The organism is Mesorhizobium sp. M1A.F.Ca.IN.020.06.1.1, from assembly GCF_004023265.1.
Taxonomy (GTDB): domain Bacteria; phylum Pseudomonadota; class Alphaproteobacteria; order Rhizobiales; family Rhizobiaceae; genus Mesorhizobium.
Window position 1 is genome coordinate 1 of sequence record NZ_RZSR01001179.1, and the last position, 1,570, is coordinate 1,570.

The 1,570-nt window shown below is 65.2% G+C and carries 2 protein-coding genes; both read right to left on the reverse strand.

Going from position 1 to position 1,570, the window contains the following annotated elements; genetic code table 11:
- Positions 1-239 precede the first annotated feature (239 nt).
- Positions 240-1,151, reverse strand: coding sequence for a LysR substrate-binding domain-containing protein (locus EOA60_RS32230; protein ID WP_067003593.1), 912 nt, complete (start codon positions 1,149-1,151; stop codon positions 240-242).
- A gap of 54 nt (positions 1,152-1,205) precedes the next feature.
- Positions 1,206-1,570 (reverse strand): DeoR/GlpR family DNA-binding transcription regulator (locus EOA60_RS32235; protein WP_164899743.1); only part of this gene is annotated, 365 nt, incomplete at its 5' end.

Genomic DNA, 1,570 nt, shown 5'->3' on the forward strand with positions numbered 1-1,570 from the left:
GTTTTCAACAAGGATCACACGCAAACCTGAACGCCAGAGTTCCCATCACCCCGGCAGCCGCGCTCCTGAGCGGCTTTGTTCCCTGAGCGAAAAGTGCTGTGAAAATTCCGGTTTCGCAAATCCATTTATCAGAAAGCCGATATCGGATTTTCCGATACTCTTTCCGACGCCATTTCGGACGGAAGGTTGCGGCGAAGTCGCCGAGCCCAACCGTTCACACTTTGCTGGAATCGCTCTGATCAGAGCCGCTGCCGGACCATGCGCTGCGACTGGGCAAGTCCGATAAAGTCGCGGGCGGCCTGCGGCAGGCTGGAACCGCGGCGCCAAACCATGCCGACCTGGACGACCGGAAGCGAGCCGGAGATATCGCGGGATTCGATGCGGTCGCCTTCCAGCGACCAGGGACGATAGACGAGATCTGGCAGCAGCGCCACGCCGGCGCCGGTGGCGACGAGGCTGCGCACGGCCTCGACGGAGCGGGTGCGGAAGGCGACATGCGGTCTCGCACCGAGCGCCGACAGCAGCTTGCCGGTGTTCTCCTCGATCTCGTCGACGGTCAGCATGATCAGCGGTTCGGAAGCGATGTCGCCGATCGAGATAATGTCGGCGCTGGCGAGCTTGTGGCTGAGCGGCAGCCAGAGCCGATAGGCCGAGACTTCGAGGATTTCCGACTGCAGCGCGGTGCGATCGCGCAAATTCGACGTGACCATGACGGCGATGTCGAGCTTGCCGCCGACCAGCAGATGCTCGAGATAGTCGCCATTGTCCTCGATCGCCGAGACTTCGACGCTCGGATAGGCGCGGCGGTAGCGAGCCAGCAGATCGGAGAGCACGTAGCCGGCGACGAGCGAGGTGACGCCGAGCTGCAGCCGCCCGCCCGCTGTGAGTTGATCGCCGAGGAAAGCGCGGCGCGCATCGGAAACGTCGGCCAGGATTTTCGTCGCGTGGCGCAGGAACTGGTGGCCCTTATGGGTGATGTTGAGGCCGCGCGGGTGGCGGTCGAACAGCTCGACGCCGAGATCGCTTTCCAGCTCCTTGATCGCCTCGGTGACCGAGGATTGCGAGATGGAGAGGTTCTGCGCGGCGCCCGAGACCGTGCCTTGCTCGGCGACGGCGACGAAGAACTGGAGCTGGCGGATGGTGAAGGCCATGACCCGACTAAACACCGGCGCGGCCGGGAAGGAAAGCCGTTGGCGGCTCCGGCGCTAGGCCGTCGCAATGCTGAGACGCGCGCCGGCCTGGCTGAGCGCGGCGGCGATGTCGCGCGGCGGCGGCTGGTCGGTGGCGAGCTCGGAGAAACCGTCGAAGCCGCAGACCTGAACCAGGCCCTGCCGGCCGAACTTGGTATGGTCGGTGACGACCAGCGTGCGTTGCCCGCGCGACAACACCATGCGGGCGAATTCCGCCTCCTCCAGCTCGTAGTCGGTCAGGCCGGCGACGGCGTCGACCGCGCCGATGGAGATCACCGCGTGGCTGACCGAGAAGCGGCTTACGAATTCGATCGCCGCGACTCCGAGGGCCGCGCCTGAATCGCTGCGCAGCTCGCCGCCGGCCATATAGACCTTGTTGC

Coding starts and splice junctions, on each gene's coding strand:
- EOA60_RS32230 (WP_067003593.1), bottom strand. CDS start 1,151: ATGGCCTTCACCATCCGCCAGCTCCAGTTCTTCGTCGCCGTCGCCGAG.